The organism is Streptosporangium carneum (assembly GCF_027922005.1).
Taxonomy (GTDB): domain Bacteria; phylum Actinomycetota; class Actinomycetes; order Streptosporangiales; family Streptosporangiaceae; genus Streptosporangium; species Streptosporangium carneum.
Window position 1 is genome coordinate 1,032,252 of sequence record NZ_BSEV01000001.1, and the last position, 21,480, is coordinate 1,053,731.

The following is a 21,480-nucleotide window of genomic DNA, read 5'->3' on the forward strand; positions in this document are numbered from 1 at the left end:
GTCATGGCCCAGGCGCCCGACGCCGGTCACGGCGGCGTGGGCGGCCGGACGCGGACATGGGGCGCTGTGGGCCTGTGCGGCGGGCCGCCGAGGGACGGCGGCCCGCCGGACGGCGGCCCTGGCGGGGAGAGGCTCAGGTGAGCTTGGTGCCCGCGGACTTCAGGTGCTGGCAGGCCTCGACGATCCGGGCGGCCATGGAGGTCTCGGCCGCCTTGCCGTACGAACGGGGGTCGTAGGTCTTCTTGTTGCCGACGTCGCCGTCCACCTTGAGGACGCCGTCGTAGTTCTTGAACATGTGGTCGGCGATCGGGCGGGTGAAGGCGTACTGCGTGTCGGTGTCGATGTTCATCTTGATCACGCCGTACGCGATCGCCTCGTGGATCTCCTCGAGCAGCGAGCCGGAGCCGCCGTGGAAGACCAGGTCGAAGGGCTTCTCCTTGCCGTACTTGGCGCCGACGGCCTCCTGGATCTCCTTCAGCACACCGGGACGGAGCTTGACGTGGCCCGGCTTGTAGACGCCGTGCACGTTGCCGAAGGTCGCGGCGAGCATGTAGCGGCCCCGCTCGCCCAGACCCAGGGCCTCGGCGGTCGCGAGGGCGTCCTCGGCAGTGGTGTAGAGCTTCTCGTTGATCTCGCCGACGACGCCGTCCTCCTCACCGCCGACGACGCCGATCTCCACCTCGAGGACGATTTTCGCGCGGGAGGTCTTCTCCAGGAGCTCCTGCGCGATCTGCAGGTTCTCCTCGAGCGGCACGGCGGAGCCGTCCCACATGTGCGACTGGAACAGCGGGTCCTGGCCCCGCGCCACCCGCTCAAGTGAGATGTCGACCAACGGGCGGACGAAGCCGTCGAGCTTGTCCTTGGGACAGTGGTCGGTGTGCAGGGCGACCGTCACGGGGTACTTGGCCGCGACGACCCTGGCGTACTCCGCCAGCGCCACGGACCCGGTCACCATGTCCTTCACGGTCGTGCCGGAAAGGAACTCGGCGCCGCCGGTCGACACCTGGATGATGCCGTCGCTCTCCGCCTCGGCGAAACCTCTGAGCGCGGCGTTGAGGGTCTGGGACGAGGTCACGTTGATCGCCGGATAGGCGAACTCGCCGGCCTTGGCCCGGTCGAGCATCTCGGCGTAGACCTCTGGAGTCGCGATAGGCATCGGTGTCATCTCCCTAGAGACGGCGGTCAACAGCTGCGCGGGGCCATGGCGAAGACAGGGCCCGTTGGCCAGTATTCCGGGTTCCTTCCCGGCCCGACAGCTGGGGCAACACTTCCGCCTGTGCGGATCTCTCGATCACAGGCCCCGGCACAGGTAGGCTTCACGCCGATGGACCTCCTGCATAACATCCTCGACCCGAAGTGGTGGCTCGGCCTGCTCGGCCCTTTCGCCACCATCGGCGTGCTCGGCATCATCTTCGCCGAGACCGGGCTGCTGCTCGGCTTCTTCCTGCCCGGTGACTCGCTGCTCGTCGCGGCCGGGGTCTTCAGCACGGCCGAGGCGGCCAAGGCCATCCCCGGCCTCGAACCGCTGTCGTTCCCGCTGCTGCTCCTCCTGGCGCCCATCTGCGCCATCGTGGGCGCGCAACTGGGCCACCACCTCGGCTCGACGTACGGCCGCAGGATGTTCGACCGGCCGGACTCCAGGCTCTTCAAGCGGGAGTACGTCGAGAAGGCCGAATACTACTTCCAGAGGTTCGGCCCGGCCAGGGCCGTGGTGATCGCCCGGTTCATCCCGATCGTGCGGACGTTCCTCAACCCGGTCGCGGGCATGCTCGGCATGGACCGCAAGCGGTTCTTCCTGTGGAACTGCATCGGCGCCGTCCTGTGGACCGACGGAATGCTGATCTTCGGCCGCCTGGTCGGCTCCGCGGTGCCCAACATCGACAGGTACATCCTGCCGGGCGCGATGGTGATCATCCTGCTGTCCATCATCCCGATCATCCTGGAGATCGTGAAGAGCCGTAAGGCCGGTGGCGGCGCCTCCGAACCGCAGGGCAAGCACCACCGCGCCGCGCCCACCTCGTCCGGCGACCCCCGTCTCTGACCCTTCTTCCCGGGTCGGTCGTGCGTCTCATCGCCGAACGCTACCCTCCACAGTGTGGGACGCCACAGGTCTGATCCGATGGGCATCGCCCGTCTCGCGCTCGTGGGTCTGGCGGTCCTCGCGCTGGTCGCCCTGATCGTGGCCGGTGTCCTGGCGCTTTTCGGCTCCCTCGGCTCCGAACCGGAGCCGAGACCCTCTCCCACGCCGACCGCCGCGGTCTCCTCCGCCTCTCCCGAGCGGGTCCCGACGGTCCTCGTGCAGTGCCTGCGGGAGCGCTGCCCTACGGTCTTCCTCAGGGTCGCCGGGGGCGACGTGCTGCTCAACCGGGAGATGGTCAGGGACGAGCAGGCCCGGTTCTTCGAGGACAAGATCGACGTGGTGCTGGCCGACTCCGCCTCGGTGAGGGTGAGGGTGAACGGCGTCGAGCGCTCCCCGGGCGGACCGGGGGAGCGTCAGGAGTTCACCGCCTCCCGGGAGTGACTCCCGAGGCGCGGCGACCCCCCGCTCCCGGGGCCGCCTCAGGCGAGTCCGAGGTCCTTGAGGTCATAGGCGGTGAGATACTCCAGGCCCGCGTCCGCGATCGCCGAGGCCGCGCCTCTGTCGACGATCGTGGCCACCGCCACCACCTCGGCGCCCGCCTCGCGCAGCGCCTCGACCGCCGTCAGAGGGGACCCGCCGGTCGTCGAGGTGTCCTCGACCGCCAGCACCCGCCGCCCCTTCACGTCGGGCCCCTCGATCCTGCGCTGCATGCCGTGCGCCTTCTGCGCCTTGCGGACGACGAAGGCGTCGAGCCTCCGGCCGCGCGCGGCCGCCGCGTGCAGCATGGCCGTCGCCACGGGGTCGGCGCCGAGGGTCAGCCCGCCGACCGCGTCGTAGTCGAGATCCGCCGTGAGGTCCAGCATGACCCGGCCGACGAGCGGCGCCGCGTGCCCGTCGAGGGTCACCCTGCGCATGTCGATGTAGAAGTCGGCCTCCCTGCCGGAGGACAGCACGACCTTGCCGTGCACGACTCCCTTGTCCTTGATCTCGGCCAGCAGGTTCTCGCGATCGCTCATGGCAACAAGATTAGGGCGACCGGGGACGGGGGCGGTCGGGGTGGGTCGGGAACGGCCGGGGCGGTGAGAACAGAGGGTCGGGGGCGGTCGGGGTGGGAGAACCGGGGTGGGGAGAAGAGAGCCGTCGGGGCAGGTCTCAGGAACGGGACAAACTGGTACGGTCTGCGTGAACACTCCGACGGATGGTCACGCGCGGGTCGAATCGTCGGGATTCACCCTCGGACGATCAGTCGCTTGATTACCCTGAGAAAGGGCCGCCTGTTCTGGTCTCTCAGGGGTTCTTTCAGGCTTGTCTGAGCCGGAAAGGCCGGGCCACGGAGAAAGGGCGGTGTCGCGTGGATCGCTGCGCGCTTTTCGTGGACGCTGGCTACCTGCTGGCTGACGGTGCGATGGCCGTGCACGGCACCCGTCACCGCGAGGCGGTCTCCTGGGACTACCCAGGGCTGCTCAAACTGCTCAACAACCTGGCCAAGGAGCGCACCGGACTGCCGCTGCTGCGCTGCTACTGGTACGAGGCGACCGTCGAGGGCCGCCGCACCCCCGAGCACGACACGCTGGCCGACATCCCCGGCCTCAAGCTCCGCCTCTCCCGCATCCGCCCCGGACGCCGCGAGGGTGTGGACGCACAGGTCCACCGCGACCTGATGACGCTGGCCCGCAACAGCGCGGTCTGCGACGCGGTCGTGGTCAGCGGTGACGAGGACCTGGCACAGGTCGTCTGCGACGCCCAGGATCTCGGCATCCGTGTCACCGTCGTGCACATCACCGCCGACGGCAGCTGGGCCGTCTCCCGCTCGCTCCGCCAGGAGTGCGACGACCTGATCGAGATCGGCGCGAGCCACCTGCGGCCCCATGTCACCCTGGCCGCGAGCGAGCCGCCCGCCCTGGCCAACGGCCACCAGTCGGGCGTCAACGGCCAGGCGGCGTCCCCTTCCGTCAACGGCGGCCCGCAGACCAGCCCCGTGCCCGCGGTCGTCCAGCCGTCGAGGGCGGCCCACGCCCAGCCCGCGCTGCCCGCCTACCAGGGCTACTCCCCTGAGCCTCCCGCCGTGCCGGCCTCGCCGCCGCCACCGTCGCCGCAACCGGCGCAGCAGCAGGTTCCCGCCGCGCCGCCCGTCACCCCCGTCACCCCCTCCAGCCCGACGGGGCCGCTGTCCGCGCCCCCGTCGTACACCTCGGCGAGCACCGGCGGCTCCCCCGGATACCAGCCGGGCCAGCTCGGCGCCTACACCGGCCCCCAGGCCTCGCCCATGCCCTCCGCCGCGCCGCTGCAGAGCGCGGGCTCCGGCGGCACGACCACCCTCTCCGACGCGGTGAAGGCCGCCCACAAGGAGGGCTACGACTTCGGGGAGTCCGTCGCCAAGGACGCCCCCGCGCTGTGGCTTGAGGCCGTGCTGGCCCGCAAGCCCCGCATGCCCTCCGATCTCGAGGCCCGGCTCCTGCAGGGCTCCTCCCTGCCGATCGACTTCCTGCTGCACGACGAGGTCCGCCACGCCCTGCGCCGCGGCTTCTGGGACGCCCTGGAGCGCGCCCGCCGCTAGGACCTCCCGATTCCGCTGTGACCAACGGCACGGCGGACAACCAGCTCGGGAAGATCCGTCACACCGGCCTGGCCGACGCTGTCGACGGCTACGCCCTCTCGGGCGTCGAGGGCATCCGCAAGCCCGACACCGGACTGTTCGAGATCGTCGCGCAACGCTGCGGAACGACCCTCACCGAGGGCGGATGGATGTCGGCGACAACCCCGTCGCCGACATCGAGATGGGCCAGGCAGCCGGGTCGCGAACGATCTGGATCGACCGCGGCACCCGGCCAGGTCGCGACCACTCGGCACACCACGTCGTCACCGATGTCATCCAGGCGACGGAGATCCTGCACCAGGACGACGCACTCATCTGAAGCAGGCATGACAAAGGCCCCGGCAGATGCCAGGGCCGACGTCTTTCGTTTTATCGAGGTCTACTGCAACCGCAAGCGGCTCCATTCAGCCCTGGGCTGTCGCACACCCCGCAAGACGCGGGTGGGCTACAGTCGAGGCGTCACCCTTGCAGCGTAAAAGTTGAGTGCCCACTCCGCTGGGGGAACTTCACGTACTCCTCTCCATCCCGTTCACCGGACCCGCACCATCTGGCAGTACCGGCACGTCCCGGCTTTGTCAGGGCTGCTCCCACTCTCCCCGGCGCCACCCGGATCAGGCTGCCCCCAGCTCCACCTTCCTGCTACGACAGGGCAGACGGCGAATGTCTTTCACCTCCGCTCGAATCACAGCGCCTCACGGCGCAGGCTCTTATTCATACAGTCCCGGGATTCTCATGCTTGGCCAGCTTTCTAGCTTGTTTTTAGAGGGGTGCGGGCATCGACAAATTGGGAGGTCACGGGCATGAGTTCGCGGAAAGTGAATTCATCTCTGAACTTCGGAGCGGGTACAGGCGGGAGAAGACCACATGTCATTGCAGGGCGATCCGACCATCGAGGAGACGACAGGCACGGTGGGGGTGGGAAGCCGTCAGGGGGTCGGTACCGCCACAGCGGACCTTGAGACTCGGGAAGATCCGACGGGCGAGGGGGGCGACCTAGAGGCGCTCGGGGTCGGCGTGGAGGCCTCAATGCTGGGGGCGGTGCAGGCGAGTAACGGGGAGGCGGTGCAGGTCGCGACCGCAGCGCCGCCACAGGCAGCGCCATTTCCACCGCCGATACCGGTGCCGCGTCGGCTCACCCGGGGCCGGTACCGGGGTGGCGGGTTCGGGTTCCAGTTGGAGCTGCGGGTGGACGTGGACGGCCACCGGCCGCAGCGGCGAGTCAGCGGTGACTTCTTCAACACCGTCGGCGGGACCACCGCGTACTTCGGGTCGTTCATCGTGCACGCCCCGACCGTCACCGTGACGGCCTCCACCGTGGTCATAGAGGGCCTGGGCAGCTTCACCTGGGCGGCGGGCGCCCCAAGGATACGGGTGACCGTACAGCGACGGCAGATCATCCAGCCACCGGGCAGCGCGACCGTGGAGTTTGTCACCACCTCGGGGCAACCGGGGGCGAGCTACCTGTGCGCGTTCGTCTCGCAGTACTTCCGCTCGGTCCAGTGGGAGCAGGACTCGGTCGCCGGCGCGGTGCCGTTCGTGGCGTACAACACCGGCTCGCTCCCGCAGCCGCCGTCCAGCCCGAGCCGCGTCCTGACCGTACCTCAGGCGTACGCGGAGGCGGGGATCGAGCTGCAGATCGCGGGTACGGCCAACGTGATCGCCCCGGACTCGGGCGGATGGGACGACGCGGAGCTGCACGCCGCCATGGCGAGCCAGTTCAGCCTCTGGGCGAACACGCCGCAGTGGATGGTGTGGCTGCTGGTGGCCAACCGACACGTCAACGGCTGGCGCGGGATCATGTTCGACTACAGCGACGCGTTCCAGCGGCAGGGCTGCGCGGTGTTCTACGACCAGATCCAGGGGGCCGATCCGGCGAGCCAGCGAGCCGCGCTCCGCACCTATGTACACGAACTCGGACATGCCTTCAATCTGATGCATTCCTGGCAGAAGGACGTCGCTGTACCGCCACAGCCACTCGGCCCCAGGAACGGGTTCGGGGATCTGTCCTGGATGAACTATGCGCAGAACTACCAGCGCGCCTCGGATGGTACGGCGGGCACCGCCGCATACTGGGCCGACTTCCCGTTCCAGTTCACCGATAGCGAGCTGGTACACCTACGGCACGCCTTCTACCGCAACGTGGTCATGGGCGGCAACGCCTTCAGTGTGGGGGCGAGTGAGGTCGACCCGGACATTTTCGACGAGCCGCTCGCGGACCGGTCGGGACTGCGACTGGAACTGCGGGCCAAGGACGCGTTCGAGTTCGGTGAGCCGGTCGTCGTCGAACTCAAGCTGAGCCTGACCGACCTGCGCGGCAAAACGACGCACGGTCACCTGCACCCTGGGGCCGACTTCGTCAACATCGCCATCTCCGGACCCGCCGGGCGCGCCGTCGTGTTCCGGCCGATGATCCGCCACTGCGTGGACACCGCCGACAACGTACGGCTCGACATCGACAACCCGGCGATCTATCGCAGCGCGTACATCGGTTACGGGCAGGAGGGGTTCTACTTCGAGCAGCCGGGTGTCTACCGGCTGCGCGCGCAGTACATGGCCGCGGACGGCTCCCGGATCGTTTCCCCGGTGCTCAGAATCAAGGTCAGGCATCCGCTGACCAGGAACGACGAGCAGGTCGGCGAGTTGATGATGGGTGAGGACCAAGGCAAACTGCTGGCCCTGCTCGGCTCGGACTCGCCCTCGCTCAGCTCCGGCAATGAAGCGTTGCAGGAGGTCATCGAGAAGCACGGCAAGCATCCACTGGCCGTCTACGCTCGCCTGGTGTGCGGAATCAACGCCGAGCGCGACTTCAAGCTCCTGACTCCGGACAAGGAGCTCACCGTCCGACAGGCGGACACCAAGGAGAGCATCCAGCAACTCTCGGTGGTGACCGATCTCTCTGCCAACGGCAAGGGCATCGACAACATCACCTTGAACCAGGCCATGCGGCGCCTGGCGAGGGCGCAGGCGAAGCAGGGCGACCTGGAGGAGGCCACGGCTGTGCTCGACCGAATGGTGCAACTCTTCGCCGCCAAGAAGCTCAAGGCACCGGTGATGGATACGATCCGCACACAGGCGGAGACCACCAAGGCCGAACTCATCGCCGAAACCGAGAAGTAGCGGAAACCACTCGCGTCTGGTCCGCCTTGAGCCGGGCGGCCCAGACGCGGAAAAGGCATAGCACAGGACGGGCGACACATGGGAAACGCAACGATCGAAGTCGTCCTGATGGCCCCGAGGGAACCGCAACCCATCGGCTGGCCGGTCGCCATCGACATTACAGTGATCAACCGCAGCACCGCGGACATCTGGCTCCCGGGAGTTCTCGACGGCTCCGAGGCAGGCATCCGGTACCCGTTCTACCTACCGGAGATCACCCGCGAGGGCACGGTCGTCGCCCGCCCCGAACCGCCGGAGGACCCCCTGTTCACCCCGCTCCGCACGCTGGATTTCCGGCGTTTGACGCCCGGGGAGGATTTCAACCCCACGTCCGGCAAATATCACCCATTAACCACCTTCAGCAGCTATGCACCCGACCGCCCCGGCCACTATCGCTACACCCTCACGCTATCCACCGAGAGCCCCCTCCCGGAGAACTGGCTGAGCTCCTTCGGCCAGGAGGACACCTTGACCGAAGTCATGAAGCTCATCTCCCTGGTTCCCCGGCTCACCGTCCGCTCCGCGCCGTTGGACGTCACGGTCGGCTGAGAGGTCCTGGCGAACACCCACCATTGCGATCAACCAGGTCGGCAACCGCATGCACTGATGCTGTCAGTGAGTGCGACCTCGTTGGTGATCTTGGAAATTCCCGGACTGTCGGCTTCCGCGCCACCGCACGGCCCGAGTGGGCCAGGGGCACATGTTCGAATCATGCCGGAACACATGGTTGATCAGGCGTTTCGGCGTTTGACCTGCGGCTTTCCAGTCGCAGGTCTTTCGCTCACCAGGTAACCGCGTGCTGTCGCAGGCAGCCGTAGGACATCGAGGCAGCAAGGGCGGGCGCCCGCCGGTCTTCGGTCGAGAGGTCTACAGGCGCCGCAACGTCATCGAACGCTGTTTCAACCGGCTCAGGCAGTTTCGCGGTCTGGCCACTCGTCACGACAAGACCGCCACCTCCTGCACCGCCGTGATCACCTTCGCATCCGTACTGCTCTGGCTATGATCCACAACTTTGAAGACAAGCTTTAGGGGCCGAGGCGGCCTCGGCCCCGCGGTCGTCGGCCGGCCCGTCACCCGTGTCGCCCGCCCCTGTGGTCCGCGGGGGCGGTTCAGGAGAGGGCGTCGAGGCCCGCCCTGAGGTGGTTGAGGCGGTGGGTCAGGTCGGACAGGGGGCCGACCAGGGTGGGGTCGTTGGCCTTGCGGGCCAGCTCGACGACGCGGGCGAGCTCGTCCTCGACCGCGGTCAGCCGCCTCGACAGCTCGGGGAGGACGGCCGCCTGGATGTCGGCGTCACCGGGGGGAAGCTCGGCGCCCAGACGCTCGCGGAGCATGGTCGCCTGCTCGGCCAGGCGGCGGTTCATGTTGTACAGCTCCACGAAGACCGACACCTTCGCCCGCAGCACCCAGGGGTCGAACGGTTTGGTGAGGTAGTCGACCGCGCCCGCGGCGTAGCTGCGGAAGGCGTAGTCGGGGGCGCTGTCGACCACCGTCAGGAAGATGATCGGGATGTTGCGGGTGCGCTCGCGGCGCTTGATGTGGGAGGCGGTCTCGAAACCATCCATGCCGGGCATCCGCACGTCCAGCAGGATCAGTGCGAACTCCGTGTTGAGCAGGGCTTTCAGTGCCTCCTCGCCCGACCTGGCCCGCACGGGCACCAGGTCGAGCGAGCTGAGGATGGCCTCGAGCGCGATGAGGTTCTCCTCCCGGTCGTCGACCAGGAGGATCTTTGCGCGGTCCGGCATCTACTGTGCCCCTTCGTTGGAGTCGCCCGCTGGCTTGCCCCGGGTGAGCCAGCCGCGCAGCCTTTCCAGCAGGCGGTCGACGTCCACCGGCTTGGGAACGTAGTCGGAGGCGCCGGAGGCGATGCTCTTCTCCCTGTCGCCGCGCATGACCTTGGCGGTGAGCGCGATGATCGGCAGGTCGGCGAACTGCGGCATCCGGCGGATCGCGGAGGTGGTGGCCCAGCCGTCCATCTCGGGCATCATGATGTCCATCAGCACCAGCGCGACGTCCTCGTTGCGCTCGAGCTGCTCGATGCCCTCACGGCCGTTCTCCGCGTAGACCACCGTCGAGCCGTAACGCTCGAGCACGCTGGTCAACGCGAACACGTTGCGGATGTCGTCGTCCACGATCAGGATCTTGGCCCCGGTGAGCGGGTCCTCGCCCTTCCACGCCGGGATCTCCTGCTGCGGGAAGTGCGAGACCGGCATCTCCTCCGGCAGCGGGATCTCGGGGAGCTCCTCGGACTCCTCGAGCACCCCGACGATCGTCTGCCCCCTGGACAGGGAGTTCGGCGCCGCCGCGCCGCCGTCGCGTGAGGCCAGCGGGCCGACGTAGGACGGCGGGAGGTACAGCGTGAACGTGCTGCCCTGCCCGACCTCGCTGAAGACGTGGATCTCGCCGCCGAGCAGGCGGGCGATCTCGCGGCAGATCGACAGACCCAGGCCTGTGCCGCCGTACTTGCGGCTGGTGGTGCCGTCGGCCTGCCGGAACGCCTCGAAGATGACCTCCAGCTTGTCGGCGGCGATGCCGATGCCGGTGTCGACGACCTCGAAGGCCAGGATGCCGTCGGCCCCGCGCAGGGTGTCGTCGACGAAGGCGACCGTGCGGGGCGCGTGGATGACGCGCAGTCGCACCTCGCCCTTGGGGGTGAACTTGATCGCGTTGGAGAGCAGGTTGCGCAGCACCTGCTGCAGGCGCTGCTCGTCGGTGCGGAGCTCCTGCGGGATGGACGGGTCCACCTCGACCGCGAACGACAACCCCTTGTCCTGGGCCAGCGGGGCGAAGGTCGCCTCGAAGTAGTCGACGAGCTTGGGCAGGGAGATCCGCTGGGGGTGGATGTCCATGCGCCCCGCCTCCACCTTGGACAGGTCGAGGATGTCGTTGATCAGCTGAAGCAGGGCCGAGCCCGCGCCGTGGATGGTCTTGGCGAACTCCACCTGCTGCACGGTGAGGTTGCCCTCGGCGTTCTCGGTGAGCAGCTTGGCCAGCACCAGCAGGCTGTTCAGCGGGGTGCGCAGCTCGTGGGACATGTTCGCCAGGAACTCGGACTTGTAGCGGGAGGAGACCGCGAGCTGCTCGGCGCGCTCCTCCAACGTACGGCGGGCCTGCTCGATCTGGAAGTTCTGGATCTCGATGGCCCGGTTCTGCTTGGCCAGCAGGGCGGCCTTGTCCTCCAGCTCGGCGTTGGAGCGGCGCAGCTCCTCCTGCTGGCGCTGGAGCTCGTCCGAGCGCTCCTGCAGCTCGGTGGTGAGGCGCTGCGACTCGGTCAGCAGGTCCTCGGTGCGGGAGTTGGCGATGATCGTGTTCATCGTGACGCCGATGGTCTCGACGAGCTGGTTCATGAAGTCGTGGTGGATCTCGCTGAAGTGGCTGAAGGAGGCCAGTTCCAGCACGCCGAGGACCTGGGTCTCGAACAGGATCGGCAGCACCACGATCTGGGCGGGCACCGAGCTGCTCAGACCGGTGTCCACCGTCAGGTAGCGGGCGGGGACCTCCTGCAGGACGATCCCCCTGCCCTCCAGCGCGGCCTGCCCCACGATCCCCTCGCCGGTCGCGAAGCGCTGCCTGATGCGGGAGCCGGGGCGCGCGCCGTACCCGGCGATCAGGTGGAGGTCGTGGTCGCCGGTGGGCTCGGCCAGGTAGAAGGCCCCGTAGTGGGCCGAGACCAGCGGGGTCAGCTCGCTCATGATCAGCTTGGCGACCTCCATCAGGTCGCGGTGGCCCTGCATGAGGCGGGAGATCCTGGCCAGGTTGGACTTCAGCCAGTCCTGCTCCTGGTTGGCCGTGGTGGTGTCGCGCAGGTTGGACACCATCGTGTTGATGTTGTCCTTCAGCTCGCCGATCTCGCCCTCGGCGTCGACGGTGATCGAGCGGGTCAGGTCGCCTCTGGCGACGGCCGTGGTGACCTCGGCGATCGCGCGGACCTGGGTGGTGAGGCGGCCCGCCAGCTCGTTGACGTTCTCGGTGAGCCGCTTCCAGATGCCCTCGGCGCCCTCGACGCGGGCCTGGCCGCCCAGCTTGCCCTCCGAACCGACCTCGCGGGCGACGCGGGTCACCTCGGAGGCGAAGGAGGACAGCTGGTCGACCATCGTGTTGATGGTGGTCTTCAGCGCGAGGATCTCGCCCTGCGCGTTCACGTCGATCTTGCGGGTGAGATTGCCGTTGGCGACGGCCGTGGTGACCTCGGCGATGTTGCGCACCTGGTAGGTCAGGTTGTTGGCCATCGAGTTGACGTTGTCGGTGAGGTCCTTCCACACGCCCGAGACGCCCCGGACGCGGGCCTGGCCGCCGAGCTGCCCCTCGGTGCCGACCTCGCGGGCGACGCGGGTGACCTCGTCGGCGAACATCGACAGCTGGTCGACCATGGTGTTCAGGGTGTCCTTGAGCTGCAGGATCTCGCCCTGGGCGTCAGCGGTGATCTTCTTGGACAGGTTGCCCTGGGCCACCGCGGTCGACACGGCCGCGATCTGGCGAACCTGGGTGGTGAGGTTGTTCGCCATGACGTTGACGTTGTCGGTGAGGTCCTTCCAGGTGCCGGAGACGCCGCGCACCTGCGCCTGGCCGCCGAGCTGCCCCTCGGTGCCGACCTCCCTGGCGACCCTGCTGACCTCGGAGGCGAAGGAGGACAGCTGGTCGACCATCGTGTTGATGGTGGTCTTCAGCGCGAGGATCTCGCCCTGCGCGTCCACGTCGATCTTGCGGGTGAGGTCGCCGTTGGCGACGGCGGTGGTGACCTCGGCGATGTTGCGCACCTGGTAGGTCAGGTTGTTGGCCATGAAGTTGACGTTGTCGGTGAGGTCCTTCCAGACCCCGGAGACGCCCCGGACGCGGGCCTGGCCGCCGAGCTGCCCCTCGGTGCCGACCTCGCGGGCGACGCGGGTGACCTCGTCGGCGAACATCGACAGCTGGTCGACCATGGTGTTCAGGGTGTCCTTGAGCTGCAGGATCTCGCCCTGGGCGTCAGCGGTGATCTTCTTGGACAGGTCGCCCTGGGCCACCGCGGTCGCCACCGTGGCGATCGCGCGGACCTGCGTCGTCAGGTTGCCCGCCATGAAGTTGACGTTGTCGGTGAGGTCCTTCCACACGCCCGAGACGCCGCGCACCTGCGCCTGGCCGCCCAGCTCGCCCTCGGTGCCGACCTCGCGGGCCACGCGGGTGACCTCCTCGGCGAAGGCGGACAGCTGGTCGACCATCGTGTTGACCGTCGTCTTCAGCTCGAACATCTCGCCGACCGCGTCGACCGTGACCTTGCGGCTCAGGTCGCCCTTCGCGACCGCGGTCGTGACCAGCGCGATGTCGCGGACCTGCGCGGAGACGCGACTGGACATGGTGTTCACGGCCTCGGTCAGGTCGCGCCAGCTGCCCGACATGCCCCGCACGTTCGCCCGGCCCCCCAGACGGCCCTCCGTGCCGACCTCGCGCGCGACCCGCGTCACCTCCGAGGTGAACAACGACAGCTGGTCGACCATGCCGTTGATCGCCTTGCCGAGCCGGCGCACCTCGCCCCGCGCGCTGCGATCCAGGTCGATCCTGCGGGACAGGTCTCCCTTGGCCACCGCGTCGATCACGTCCGCCGCCCCGCTGACCGGCCCGACCAGCGCGTCGATCAGGGCGTTCACCGAGTCGACGCTCTCCGTCCACGACCCGACGCCGGGACCGGGCGTGAGACGCTCCCCGAACCGACCCTCCCGCACCACCTCGCGGCGCACCCGGTGCAGCTCGTTCGCGAGGTGCTCACGCCGGTCGGCCAACTCGTTGAGCAGCAGGCGGATCTCACTCAGGATCCCCGGCGGGGCGTACGGCACCCGGCGGCGGAAGTCACCGTCGCGCCAGGTGATCAGTGTCTGGAGAATCGGCTGCAGGTCCGATTCGGTGTAACGTCGTTCCTCGACGCCAGACACGGTGTTGGCCGTGGTCATGTGACCTCCTTGACTCCCGGGGGGCGCAGCCGCGAGTCATCCCAGTCTGTCACGGTGCGCAACTCCGAGTCCCGCCTTCGATTTACCCCATGTCAGCAGCAAGTGTGGTAGGCACGGAACAGTGACCAACGCTCCCCGGGCCGTCCTGGCCGCGACCTTCGCACCAGGAGACACGGCCGTTCCCGCAGCCAGGCGGTTCACCAAGGAGGTGATGACCGCCTGGGCCGCCGTGTCCGCGCTCGCCGCCGCCGAACGGCTGGTCGAGGAGCTCGTCCCCAAGGCGGCCGACACGCCGTTCGAGGTCGTCTGGAGCCACCTCGGCGACGGCCTGCGGGTCGAGATGCGGCAGAGGGGCGCGTCGGAGACGGCCGTGGGCCGTGGGCCGTCCGTGCCGGTGGAGGAGTGGGGCGTCACCTTCACCGGAGACCAGCGTACCCACTGGGCGAGGCTGCGCCTTTCCGGTTCGGCGGAGGGGCAGGCCGCGGAGTGGTCGGCCGACGAGCCGAGCCGGGGACCGCTCTGGATGGGCTTCCTCGCCGACGCCAGCGACCTGCTGGCGGGCACCCTCAACCCGGACATGGTGCCCGCGATCATCTCCCAGATCGTGGTGCCCCGCCTCGCCACCTGGTGCGCCGTCTACACCTGGAGCGACGGCGGCGTCCCGCAGCGCCCCGCCTACCTGTGGCACACCGACGAGCGGCGCATCGACGAGCTGCGCGAGGAGCTCGACACGGTCCAGGTCCCGCAGGCGGGCGGCTCCATGCAGCTCGGCGACTCGCAGGTGCTCGTCATCCCGCTGCTGGCACGGGGCAGGGCGCTGGGCGCGATGTGCCTGGGACGCCCGGACCGCTTCGCCGAGGACGTCTTCCAGTACGCCGAGGACATCGGCCGCCGCGCCGCCCTCGCCATGGACAACGCCAGGCTCTACGCCACGCAGGCGGCGGCGAACCGGGCCCTTCAGCGCAGCCTGCTGCCGCCTGACGAGCCCGGCGAGATCCCCGGCCTCGACCCCGCCGTGGTCTACGAGCCCGCGGGAGAGACCAACGAGGTCGGCGGCGACTTCTACGACCTGTTCGCCGCGGGGGACGGCTCCTGGCGTTTCGCGGTCGGCGACGTCTGCGGGACAGGCCCCGAGGCGGCGGCGGTCACGGGCCTGGCCCGCCACACGCTGCGCCTGCTCGCCAGGGAGGGATACGGCGTCGCCGCCGTCCTCGACCGCCTCAACCAGGCGATCCTGGAGGAGGGCGACAGAGCCCGCTTCCTGACCCTGCTGCACGGCGAGATCAAGCCCGTGCCGACGGGGCTGGACGTGTGGATGGTCTCCGCGGGCCACCCCGAGGCGCTGCGGCTGCGGCCGAGCGGCGTCGTCGACACCGTGGTGACCTCGCAGTCGCTGCTCGGAGTCTTCCCCGAGGCGACGTTCAAGGCCCAGCTCGTCCATCTCGACCCCGGCGACGTCCTGCTCGCGGTGACCGACGGGGTGACCGAGCGCCGTCAGGACGGCAGGCTGCTCGACGACGACGGGGGACTGGCCAAGCTGTTCGCCGAGTGCGTCGGGCTGTCCGCGCGGGCGGTCGCGGAGCGGATCCGCCGTGCCGTGCAGGACTTCGCGCCCGAGCCGAGCGCGGACGACATGGCGATCGTGGTCCTGCGGGCCCGATAGCCGTGTTTATCTGCGACGCTACGCGTCGCGGGCTTGGGCGCCCCCGGGTCGGTGTCTTCCCTCGTCACTCCGTCGCTTCGCTCCTGCTGTCTCACTGCGACGCTGCGCGTCGCGGGCCTGGGCGCTTCCGGGTCGGCGTCTTCCCTCGTCACTCCGTCGCTTCGCTCCTGCGTTCCTCAGTCCAGACACCGACGCGCCCAAGCCGGTTTATCTGCGACGCCTGGCGGCGTCGCGGGTCACGTCTCCGTGTTGACGTGCTTGCGGGCGAAGTCGAGCTGGGTCGACATCTGGGCGATGCGCTCGGAGACGACCAGTGAGCCGTGGCCCGCGTCGTAGCGGTACACCTCGTGCCGGTGGCCGCGTTCGGCGAGCCGGGAGACGTAGGTCTCGATCTGCCCGATCGGGCAGCGCGGGTCGTTCTCCCCGGCCAGGATCAGCACCGGTGCCTCGACCTGGTCGACGTAGGTGATCGGCGAGCACTTCACGTAGCGCTCCGGCTGCTCGTCGGGCGAGCCGCCGAGCAGCGCCCTGTGATAGGCCCGCAGCGCCTCGGTCTCCTCCTGGTAGGTGGCCAGGTGGTCGGCGATGGGCACCGTGGCGATGCCCGCCGCCCACATCCCGGGCTGGGTGCCCAGGCCGAGCAGCGTGAGGTAGCCGCCCCACGACGCGCCGGCCAGCACCAGCCGCGCCGGGTCCGCGAGGCCACGGTCGATCATGACCTTCCGCACCGCGGCCACGTCGGACAGCTCGATGTGCCCGACCTCGCCGCTCAGGGCGTCCCGCCAGGCGGACCCGTAACCGGTCGACCCCCGGTAGTTGACGCGCACGACGGCGAAACCGAGGTCCACCCACGCGGCCACCTGGGGCACGAAGGAGTCGTCGTCCTGGGAACTCGGCCCTCCGTGCAGCAGGAAGACCGTCGGGAACGGCCCCGACCCCCGTTCCGGGCGTGAGACCAGCGCGTGGATGCGTCCGCCGGGGCCCTCGACGTCCACGTCCTCGACCGGCACGGACGGCGGCGAGGTCGGCCCGCCGTGGCTCAGCACGATGTGGCCGTTGGTCGACCTGATCACCGGCGGGTGGGCGCCGCTCGACCAGGAGTACTCGACGGAGCCGTCCGGCCTGGGGCCGGCGGCGTCGATCACGCCGTGCGGGGTGTCGATCGGGAACATCCTGCCGCCCGCGAGGTCGTAGCGGTGCAGGTGCGTGCGGCCCCGGTTGGCTCGTACGACGAGCAGCGAGCGGCCGTCGTCGTACCAGTCCGCGGTGATCTCGCCGGGGTCGCGCAGCCAGATCTCCCGCTGCTCGCCGCTCTCCGGATCCCACACCAGCGGCTCCCTGCGACCCCTGCGCTCGTGCAGGGTGAGCAGCCTGCGGTCGCCGCGCACCGGCGCGAAGCGCAGGCCGAGCACACCTTTGCCCACGCCGTCGTGCAGGTCGCCGACGACGGCGCCGCTCCGCCTGAGCACCCGCAGCGCGGGGTGGCGGGAGTCGCCGTGCTCGCTGTGACTGATCGCGATGAGGGAGCCGTCCAGGGACACGGCGGCCACGGACGCGGCCTCGGAGTGCTCGTAGATCACCCGGGCGGGTTCGCCCGGCCGTACGACGTAGACCTTGAAGCCCTCTCCCGGCCTGGCCAGGCCGATCACCGCCTCACCCGTCGCGGACAGCGCGATCCCCGAGGGGAAGCCGGGCGACAGGTCGATGGGCTCGTCGGGGCCGCCGGTGAAGGGCTGACGCATCCAGCCGCCCCACTCGTCGCCGTCGGTGTCGGAGAACCACCAGATCCACTGGCCCGTGGGGTCGATCGTGCCGTGCGAGGTGCCTTTGGGGCGGGCGGTCACCTGGCGTGTCGAGCCTGTCGCGCGATCCCAGGCGTAGATCTCCCACGCGCCCGAGGCGTTGCTGCGGTAGACGGCCCTGGCGGGAGCCTGGCGCGCCCACACGGGCAATGTCACGCGGGGCGCTCGGAACCTGGACTGCCAGCGTTCCTCCGCCTTCATATTGTGCTTCCCCTCGTCAAGGCGTGACTTCAAGCGTCCAGGCGCGGGCTCGCCGGATTGCCGTCCAGTATGTCGCTTCCAACACTGATTTGCTTAGTTAATGTGCGGGAATTTCAGGCTAAATGTCACTCCAGTAACATCGAACTCGAAGCTATCTGTCAAGCTCAGGCCTTGATCAGGAGCGGCATAGAAAGATAGACATACGGAAAGAAGCGGTCACCTCACTGGTTTCTGGGAGTTCCCCGATCCTTGCCCGCATAACTTGTGAATCGGTGTGCCAGGCGCTCGGTCCCATGCCCACGACCGCCTCGACCGCATCGTGACCGAGCGTCATGCCGAATTCGTGGAGGCTCCGCTCCGACTCGACGAAGTGCTCGTTCAGGCTCTCCGAGACCCGCCGCTCCTTCGACTCGTCGACCGACAACAGCCCGAGACGCTCGACCAGAGGTTCCAGGTGCCGGGACGTCGGGGTGACCACGACCAGCGCGCCGCCGTCCCCGAGCACCCGGGCGAACTCCGCGCCGTTCCTGGGGGCGAACACGTTCAGCAGAACGTCGACCGCGTCGCTCCTGACGGGCAGCGGACGCCACACGTCGGCCACGACGGCTCCCAGCCGGGGATGCGCCCGCGCGGCACGCCGGATCGCGTGCTTGGACACGTCCAGCGCGATCCCGACGGCGTCGGGCAGCCGGTCGAGCACCCTCGCGAGGTAGTGACCGGTTCCCGCCCCCGCGTCCGCGACCACCTTCGTGCCGCCGCGGCCCGAACCCCCGGTCCCGGCTCCGGCCCTGGCACGGCACGCCCGCGCGATCGCCTCCGCCAGGGGGTCGAAGTGCCCGGCCCCGAGGAACGCCTCCCTGGCCGCGACCATGTCCGTGCTGTCAGCCGTTCCCGGCGCGCGCGAGCCCGTCAGCAGGCTGACGTATCCCTGTCTGGCGACGTCGAAGGCATGCCCCGCGGGGCAGCGCACGGCTCGCTCGCCGAGCTCCAGATCTCCTCCGCAGACCGGGCAGACGAGGTGTTCGACGATGTCTGTGAGGCTCACCAGGCAACCAACTAACTGAAGATCGTTTCCGCTGACACCGGGTGGCCGCGGGTCGGCACAGCCGGAAACGGCCCCGAGCGGGTGCGGTCGACACCGGCGTCAGACCCCGGTCGGCCGACTCGGCCGATCCGCGTCCGACCCTACCGACGCGCCCGCGCCTGTCACAAACACACCTCCGGCAGGAGAGGGAACGACGCGCCGGTCGGCCGTCTCCCGAACCGCGGCGGGGAGGGGACGGCAAGCGCCGTCCAAGGCGATCACAAGTCACGGCCCCTACAAATCCGGAGTATGAGAAGAACATCCTTTGCGGGCGTGGTCGTGGCGGCCCTGCTGACGAGTGTCTCGGCGGTCTCCATGACGGTGGCCCTCCCCGCGTCCGCGAGCGCCTCCACGAGCGCGGACCATCGGCTGGGGTCGATCAGGTCCTCGGCCGCCCACGGCGGTTACGCCAGGGCGACGATCACCGTCACCGGCTTCAGCGCCGAGACGTTCAGCGTGTACGGCACTCTCTACGACCGCGACGGCCACCGCGACCACTGCGCCTACATCCGGGCGAGGTTCCACTACAGCGGCGGAGGCACGGGATGGGCGCAGCCGCGCTGGTTCTGCGTTCCCAGCCATGTCTACGACCTCACCTCGGACGGCGAGATCAGGAGGGTGGACGTCAAGATCTGTGTCTACGACCGCAAGAGGCGTTCGATCTCGCACTGCCGGGTCGAGACGATCAGGGACGAGGACCTGGCGAACTGAGGACCGGGCAGGGCGGGGCCGGATGTGAGGGCCGGGTGTGAGGGCAGGGGGCCGGGTCAGGCGGCCTGGACCCGCAGGAGGAAGGCGGCGTTCGAAGGGGTCTCCCTGAGCCGGTCGGTGAGGACCTCGAGGGCCCGCTGCCGGTCGAGCCCGCCCAGCGTGCGGCGCAACCGCCGGGTGAGGTCCAGTTCCCGGGGGTCGAGGAGGATCTCCTCGCGGCGGGTGCCGGAGGCGTCGAGGTCGACCGCCGGGTAGAGGCGCTTGTCGGCGAGGGCGCGGCTGAGACGCAGCTCCATGTTGCCGGTGCCCTTGAACTCCTCGAAGAGGCTGTCGTCCATCCGGGATCCGGTCTCGACCAGGGCGGTCGCGAGGATCGTCAGCGAACCGCCGTCACGCAGGTTGCGGGCCGCGCCGAAGAAGCGGCGGGGCGGCAGCAGGGCCGCGGCGTCGAGGCCGCCCGCCAGGGTGCGCCCGCCGCCGGGGGCGAGGTTGTTGTACGCCCTGGCGAGGCGGGTCAGGGAGTCGAGCAGCACGACGACGTCGTGACCGGTCTCCGCCAGGCGCTTGGCGCGCTCGACGGCGAGTTCGGCCACGGCGGTGTGATCGCGGTCGGCGCGGTCGAAGGTCGACGCGGCGACCTCGCCGCGGACGGACTCGCGCATCTCGGTGACCTCCTCGGGGCGTTCGCCGACGAGGACGACCATGAGGTGGCACTCCGGATGGTTGCGGGTGATCGCGTCGGCCAGGTCACGCAGGACCGTCGTCTTGCCCGCCTTCGGCGGCGCGACGATCAGGCCGCGCTGGCCCTTGCCGACCGGCGCGAACAGGTCGACGACCCTGGTGGTCACCGACTCGGTCTCGAGGCGGAGCCGGTCGCGGGGGTGGACGGGTGTCATGTCCGCGAAGTCGGCTCTGTTCCGCCAGGACTCGGAGCCGTTGACGCTCCGCACCCCGATCAGCCTCTCGTACGGCCTGCGCGTCTCGGCGACGACGTGGTCGCCGGGGCGCAGGCCGTACTGCCTGATCTGGGAGTGGGGGACGCGCACGTCGCCGGGCCGGGGCAGGTAGCCGCCGACTCTGAGGTGTCCGGTCTTGTCGTGGACGTCGAGCAGGCCGGACACGGTCTCGACGGGGGCGTCGCTTTCGCGGGGACGGGGAGGTTTCGCAGTTGTCTGGGTGGTCATGGATGACCTCTCGCATGGGAGAACCTGGAAGATCTTTTCCAGGGAAGGAATGACCGCACGCCTGAAAAGGGGCGGTGATGAGGGAAAATAGGCGGATCATCGCACGCGGCTCTGCCAGCGGTGCGTCACACCCACCATCACAGTAGCACTGTCAATCCGTCTGGAACAGGAGATCGGATGCCACACGAGCCCGTAACCGTCGCCGGTGTCGAGGTGTTCCCGTTGTGCGACGCCGTGGGGCCCATGGGGGAGGCGATCCGGCGTCCGCTGACGGAGATGTTCCCCGGCGGCTGTCACGGGGAGTCGGACGAATGGGTGCTGCACTTCCACTGCTACCTGCTGCGTGACGCGGTGGGCAGGACCGTGCTCGTCGACACCGGCGTCGGTCCCGAGGACTCGCTCGCGTCGAGCTGGGCGCCGGTCCCCGGGAGGCTCGGCGCCGAGCTGGCGCGGGTCGGCGTGGCGGCCGGGGAGATCGACGCGGTGGTGATCACACACCTGCACAGCGACCACGCGAGCGGCGCGGTGATCGGCGGGGCGCCCGTCTTCCCCAACGCCAGGCACCTGCTCCAGCGGTCCGAGATCGACACGGCCTCGCAGGAGGTCCTCGACCGGGTCGTCAGGCCGCTGGGCGAGCGCGTCCAGGCGGTCGAGGGCCAGGCGGACGTCCTTCCCGGCATCCGGCTGTTCCACACCCCCGGGCACACCCCGGGCCACCAGGTCGTCCAGGTGGGAGACCTGGTGCTGACCGGCGACGTGGTGCTTCATCCCGTGCAGCTGGACGACCCGGGGATCCCGTACATGTACGACGACGACCCCGAGCTCGCCGCGGTCACGCGGGTGAAGCTGCTGGAGCAGGTGCGGGCGGAGGGGGGCGTGATCGGCACCGCCCACTTCGCCGAGCCGTTCACCCGCGTCGGCGGATGAGCAGCAGCAGGACGGCGACCAGCGTGTACGGCAGGCCGCCGGCCGACGACCCGACGCCGCGAGGGAAACCCGGGCCCGGGGGTCTCCGCGGTCTCCGGCCCGGGGCATCCCGTGGTCTTCACCTTCGGACCTCTCCGTCAGACTCGGGCGCTCCG

At 69.4% G+C, this 21,480-nt stretch carries 16 protein-coding genes; 9 read left to right on the forward strand and 7 right to left on the reverse strand.

Going from position 1 to position 21,480, the window contains the following annotated elements; translation table 11 throughout:
- Positions 1 to 133: 133 nt before the first annotated feature.
- The gene (fbaA, locus tag PKF00_RS05105) at positions 134 to 1,156 is read right to left on the reverse strand and encodes a class II fructose-bisphosphate aldolase (protein ID WP_271216160.1); all 1,023 of its coding nucleotides are present in this window, start codon (positions 1,154 to 1,156) and stop codon (positions 134 to 136) included.
- A gap of 168 nt (positions 1,157 to 1,324) precedes the next feature.
- Between fbaA and PKF00_RS05110 the strand changes: the two genes are divergently transcribed.
- Positions 1,325 to 2,041 (forward strand): DedA family protein, encoded by a 717-nt coding sequence (locus PKF00_RS05110; protein ID WP_271216161.1) that lies wholly within the window; start codon positions 1,325 to 1,327, stop codon positions 2,039 to 2,041.
- Positions 2,042 to 2,095: 54 nt separating this feature from the next.
- Positions 2,096 to 2,521: a hypothetical protein gene (locus tag PKF00_RS05115; protein WP_271216162.1), complete on the forward strand. Its 426-nt coding sequence runs from the start codon at positions 2,096 to 2,098 to the stop codon at positions 2,519 to 2,521.
- Between the two features lie 38 nt (positions 2,522 to 2,559).
- Here the strand turns inward: PKF00_RS05115 and pyrE are convergent, their stop codons facing one another.
- Positions 2,560 to 3,096, reverse strand: coding sequence for an orotate phosphoribosyltransferase (pyrE, locus tag PKF00_RS05120; protein WP_271216163.1), 537 nt, complete (start codon positions 3,094 to 3,096; stop codon positions 2,560 to 2,562).
- A 356-nt stretch (positions 3,097 to 3,452) separates the two neighbouring features.
- On the opposite strand from pyrE, the gene PKF00_RS05125 reads away from it, so the two are divergent.
- The 4 genes from PKF00_RS05125 (at position 3,453) to PKF00_RS05140 (ending at position 8,381) form a co-directional block, all read left to right on the forward strand.
- Positions 3,453 to 4,637, forward strand: coding sequence for an NYN domain-containing protein (locus PKF00_RS05125; RefSeq protein ID WP_438827840.1), 1,185 nt, complete (start codon positions 3,453 to 3,455; stop codon positions 4,635 to 4,637).
- A gap of 184 nt (positions 4,638 to 4,821) precedes the next feature.
- Positions 4,822 to 4,995: an HAD hydrolase-like protein gene (locus PKF00_RS05130; RefSeq protein WP_271216165.1), complete on the forward strand. Its 174-nt coding sequence runs from the start codon at positions 4,822 to 4,824 to the stop codon at positions 4,993 to 4,995.
- 800 nt (positions 4,996 to 5,795) lie between these two features.
- Complete coding sequence (locus PKF00_RS05135) at positions 5,796 to 7,793, forward strand: tetratricopeptide repeat protein (RefSeq protein WP_271216166.1); 1,998 nt, start codon at positions 5,796 to 5,798, stop codon at positions 7,791 to 7,793.
- A 78-nt stretch (positions 7,794 to 7,871) separates the two neighbouring features.
- The gene (locus tag PKF00_RS05140) at positions 7,872 to 8,381 is read left to right on the forward strand and encodes a hypothetical protein (protein ID WP_271216167.1); all 510 of its coding nucleotides are present in this window, start codon (positions 7,872 to 7,874) and stop codon (positions 8,379 to 8,381) included.
- 560 nt (positions 8,382 to 8,941) lie between these two features.
- Here the strand turns inward: PKF00_RS05140 and PKF00_RS05150 are convergent.
- Positions 8,942 to 9,574, reverse strand: coding sequence for a response regulator (locus PKF00_RS05150; protein ID WP_271216168.1), 633 nt, complete (start codon positions 9,572 to 9,574; stop codon positions 8,942 to 8,944).
- A complete protein-coding gene (locus tag PKF00_RS05155; RefSeq protein WP_271216169.1) occupies positions 9,575 to 13,753 on the reverse strand; it encodes a HAMP domain-containing protein in 4,179 nt (1,392 codons plus the stop codon).
- Positions 13,754 to 13,874: 121 nt separating this feature from the next.
- Between PKF00_RS05155 and PKF00_RS05160 the strand changes: the two genes are divergently transcribed.
- Positions 13,875 to 15,416 (forward strand): PP2C family protein-serine/threonine phosphatase, encoded by a 1,542-nt coding sequence (locus tag PKF00_RS05160; protein WP_271216170.1) that lies wholly within the window; start codon positions 13,875 to 13,877, stop codon positions 15,414 to 15,416.
- Between the two features lie 236 nt (positions 15,417 to 15,652).
- Here PKF00_RS05160 and PKF00_RS05165 read toward each other — a convergent pair whose 3' ends face one another.
- Positions 15,653 to 17,419, reverse strand: coding sequence for a S9 family peptidase (locus PKF00_RS05165; protein WP_271216171.1), 1,767 nt, complete (start codon positions 17,417 to 17,419; stop codon positions 15,653 to 15,655).
- A 175-nt stretch (positions 17,420 to 17,594) separates the two neighbouring features.
- Positions 17,595 to 18,464, reverse strand: coding sequence for a putative RNA methyltransferase (locus PKF00_RS05170; RefSeq protein ID WP_271216172.1), 870 nt, complete (start codon positions 18,462 to 18,464; stop codon positions 17,595 to 17,597).
- Positions 18,465 to 18,752: 288 nt separating this feature from the next.
- Here PKF00_RS05170 and PKF00_RS05175 point away from each other — a divergent pair, with 288 nt between their 5' ends.
- Complete coding sequence (locus tag PKF00_RS05175) at positions 18,753 to 19,214, forward strand: hypothetical protein (RefSeq protein WP_271216173.1); 462 nt, start codon at positions 18,753 to 18,755, stop codon at positions 19,212 to 19,214.
- Between the two features lie 56 nt (positions 19,215 to 19,270).
- On the opposite strand, the gene rho is transcribed toward PKF00_RS05175, so the two are convergent.
- Positions 19,271 to 20,398, reverse strand: coding sequence for a transcription termination factor Rho (rho, locus tag PKF00_RS05180; protein ID WP_309298372.1), 1,128 nt, complete (start codon positions 20,396 to 20,398; stop codon positions 19,271 to 19,273).
- A 177-nt stretch (positions 20,399 to 20,575) separates the two neighbouring features.
- Between rho and PKF00_RS05185 the strand changes: the two genes are divergently transcribed.
- On the forward strand, positions 20,576 to 21,325 hold the full coding sequence (locus PKF00_RS05185; RefSeq protein WP_271216174.1) for an MBL fold metallo-hydrolase: 750 nt from the start codon (positions 20,576 to 20,578) through the stop codon (positions 21,323 to 21,325).
- Positions 21,326 to 21,480: the final 155 nt, after the last annotated feature.